The sequence below is a fragment of the Mesorhizobium sp. M7A.F.Ca.AU.002.02.1.1 genome (genome assembly GCF_003998535.1).
Classification (GTDB): Bacteria; Pseudomonadota; Alphaproteobacteria; order Rhizobiales; family Rhizobiaceae; genus Mesorhizobium; species Mesorhizobium ciceri.
Genome location: NZ_RZPB01000712.1, coordinates 1 through 3,079, shown reverse-complemented (window position 1 = coordinate 3,079; position 3,079 = coordinate 1). Strand labels below are relative to the sequence as shown.

Genomic DNA, 3,079 nt, shown 5'->3' with positions numbered 1-3,079 from the left:
CTGCTGGCCCTGATCGCGTTTCTGGCGCCCGGCGGTGCCGACACCAGCCTATCGGAGCGGCTGACCGAGGTCGGCATCGGCCTCGCCGCGATCGTCGGCCTGGTTGTGGCCGGCCGTTATCTGCTCAATCCGTTCTTCCGCATCCTGGCGGATGCCCGTGCCCGCGAGGTGATGACGGCGGCGGCACTTCTGGTCGTTCTCGGATCCGCGCTCGCCATGCAGCTCAGCGGCCTGTCGATGGCGATGGGCGCCTTCCTGGCCGGTGTGCTTTTGTCCGAATCGACCTTCCGCCATCAGCTCGAAGCCGATATCGAACCGTTCCGCGGCATCCTGCTCGGTCTGTTCTTTCTCGCGGTGGGCATGTCGCTCGACCTGCATGTGGTCGCGGCGAACTGGCGGCTGATTGCCATCTATGTCGTCGCCTACATGGTGATGAAGGCATTCGGCATCTACATCGTCGCCCGTATCCTGAAAACCAGCCACCGCGAGGCGCTTGAGCGCGCGGTCTTCATGGCGCAAGGCGGTGAGTTCGCCTTTGTCCTTTATTCGGCGGCCGCGGCGGTCGGCATCATCGACGGCAACGCCAATGCGACGCTGACGGCGATCGTCATCATCTCCATGGTGCTGACGCCGCTGGCCATCATCGCCTTGCGCTATCTGACGCCGCGCGACGAGCAGTCGCTCGACGGCGTCGACGTCGCCGATGGCCTGACCGGCAGCGTGCTGATCATCGGCTTCGGCCGCTTCGGCCAGATCGCCAGCCAGCCGCTGCTGCTGCGCGGCATCGACGTCTCGATCATCGACAATGACGTCGAAATGATCCAGGCGGCGGCCGATTTCGGCTTCAAGGTCTACTATGGCGACGGCACGCGGCTGGACATCCTGCATGCCGCCGGTGCCGGCCGGGCGCGCGCCGTGCTGATCTGCGTCGACAAGGCCGATGTGGCTGTTCGCATCGCCCAGCTGATCAAGGCCGAATTCCCACTGCTCACCGTGCTGGCCCGCGCATTCGACCGTGGAACGGCGCTGCAGCTCATACGTGCCGGCGTCGACTACCAACTGCGCGAAACCTTCGAATCCGCACTTGTTTTCGGCGGCTCGGCCCTGGAATCTCTGGGCGTCGATCCCGAAGACGTGGCTGAAACGATCGAAGATGTCAGGCGCCGCGACACCGACCGCTTCGAAACCCAGCTCGCCGAAGGCATTCGCGCCGGACAGCGCTTCCTGAGAGGCAATATCGGCACGCCGATTCCGACACCGCTCTCGACGCCGCGCCGGCCTGGTCAGGCACTCAACGAAGAGACCGCGGGTGTGCTGCACAAATCCGAACCCGCCGATTGAGCAAGGAATCAGGTATGGAATTGGACAGCAGAGCCCTGTCGGTCACCAAATTCTGGCGCGATGCCGGCGAGGATGCCTGGTTCGAGAAGAACGAAGCATTCGATGCCGAGTTCCGCGACCGCTTTCTCGACCTGCACTACGCCGCCGCGCGGCGTGAATGCGACGACTGGCTGGAACATACCGAAGGCGCGCTGGCGCTGATGATCCTGCTCGACCAGTTTCCGCGGAACTGCTTTCGCGGCACCGGCCATATGTACGCGACCGATCCGCTCGCCAGATATTTCGCAGAGAAGGCGATCGCGGCTGGTCATGACCTGGCACTCGAGGAAGAACTCCGCGTTTTCCTCTACCTGCCCTATGAGCATTCGGAGCTACTGGCCGACCAGGATATTTCGGTCGAGCTGACGCAGGCCAGGGCCGAGCCCTATCTGAAGTATGCTGTCGAACATCGTGATATCATTGAGCAATTCGGCCGTTTTCCGCATCGAAACAGGATGCTTGGGCGCGAAACCACCTCGCAGGAGCAGACGTTCCTGGATGGTGGCGGCTTCTCGGGCTAAAGTTCGGCCGTCGCTTTGCCCAGAAATCAGGCCAGCCACCAATCCCGGCCGGACGACAATCGCTCGATGCCTGAGGTATCGACGGCGACCAGGCGGTCGGTGATGCTGCGACCGCTGACAACCAGGCCGGGCGCGATCTCGGCCAGCGGCGCCAGCACGAAGGCGCGCTCCAGCATGCGCGGATGCGGCACCTCCAGCCCGGTCTCGTGGATGACGCGGTCGCCGAACACCAGAATGTCGATGTCGATCAGCCGCGGCCCCCACCGCTCCTCGCGCACCCGCTTCAGCTTGCGCTCCGCATCGAGGCAGAGGTCGAGCAAGGCACGCGGTGCAAGCACGGTGGAAATTTCGGCGGCCGCATTGAGAAAATCCGGCTGATCGAGCTTGCCCCAGGGCGGTGTGCGATAAAGCGAGGAGACGCCGGTGACACGCGTATCCGCGTCGGCATCCAGCATGCGCAGCGCCGCGCTCATGGATTTCGCCGGATCGCCAAGATTGCCGCCAAGGCTGAGATAAACGGTACTATTCGGGCCAGACAACGGTCACCTCGACATAATCGAGCACGCCGGGCACTGGTGCGTTCGGCTTGCGCACCGTGATCTCGGCTTTCTTTATCTGCGGAAAACGCGCCGTCAGCGCACGGGCCACTTCGAGCGCCAGCGACTCGATCAGAAAACGGCGCTGCCCGGTGATGATCTTTTCAATGACGCTGAATGCAACGCCGTAGTGGACTGTATCCTCGATCGAATCTTCGGCAAGCGCCCGGCCTGGATCAACGGTCAGAACGGCATCGACATAGAAGCGCTGGCCGAGCCGTTCCTCCTCGTCCAGCACGCCGTGCCGGGCAAAGAAAGCGCAGTTCTTCATGCGGATGACATACATCGATCAGTTTCTCGCCCGGTCGGTTTGACGCGCCAGCATAGCATCGGCGAGCGCCAATGCGTCCACGTTGAATGCGACATCGTGGACGCGAAACAGATCGGCGCCCTGGAGCCTCAAAATGACGCTGGTCGCCGCTGTTCCGACCCCTCTGTCGGCGGCATCACGGCCGGTGACCGTGCCGATGAAGCGTTTTCGCGACGTGCCGGCCATCAGCGGCAGGCCGAGTGCATGCAATTCCGAAAAGCGTGCCATCAGGTCGAGATTTTCCTCCGCCGTCTCCTTGGCGAATCCGAAAC

5 protein-coding genes are annotated in these 3,079 nt (G+C 63.1%); 2 read left to right on the top strand and 3 right to left on the bottom strand.

Annotation, left to right across the window (positions count from 1 at the left end):
- The coding region (locus EN879_RS29945; protein ID WP_127274442.1) for a cation:proton antiporter at positions 1-1,341 on the top strand (1,341 nt) is incomplete at its 5' end.
- Positions 1,342-1,355: 14 nt separating this feature from the next.
- On the top strand, positions 1,356-1,901 hold the full coding sequence (locus EN879_RS29940; RefSeq protein WP_063167919.1) for a DUF924 family protein: 546 nt from the start codon (positions 1,356-1,358) through the stop codon (positions 1,899-1,901).
- Between the two features lie 26 nt (positions 1,902-1,927).
- Here EN879_RS29940 and folK read toward each other — a convergent pair whose 3' ends face one another.
- The 3 genes from folK to EN879_RS29925 form a co-directional block, all read right to left on the bottom strand.
- Positions 1,928-2,440: a 2-amino-4-hydroxy-6-hydroxymethyldihydropteridine diphosphokinase gene (gene folK, locus EN879_RS29935; RefSeq protein WP_013531872.1), complete on the bottom strand. Its 513-nt coding sequence runs from the start codon at positions 2,438-2,440 to the stop codon at positions 1,928-1,930.
- Positions 2,424-2,783, bottom strand: a complete 360-nt coding sequence (gene folB, locus EN879_RS29930) for a dihydroneopterin aldolase (RefSeq protein ID WP_013531873.1) — start codon at positions 2,781-2,783, stop codon at positions 2,424-2,426. Before folB ends, folK begins: the two co-directional genes overlap by 17 nt.
- A 3-nt stretch (positions 2,784-2,786) precedes the next feature.
- The coding region (locus EN879_RS29925; RefSeq protein ID WP_164774670.1) for a dihydropteroate synthase at positions 2,787-3,079 on the bottom strand (293 nt) is incomplete at its 5' end.

What these genes read in the sequence shown, in the direction of transcription:
- EN879_RS29940 (WP_063167919.1), top strand. Translation starts at nt 1,356, where the DNA reads ATGGAATTGGACAGCAGAGCCCTGTCGGTCACCAAATTCTGGCGCGAT.
- folB (WP_013531873.1), bottom strand. Translation starts at nt 2,783, where the DNA reads ATGTATGTCATCCGCATGAAGAACTGCGCTTTCTTTGCCCGGCACGGC.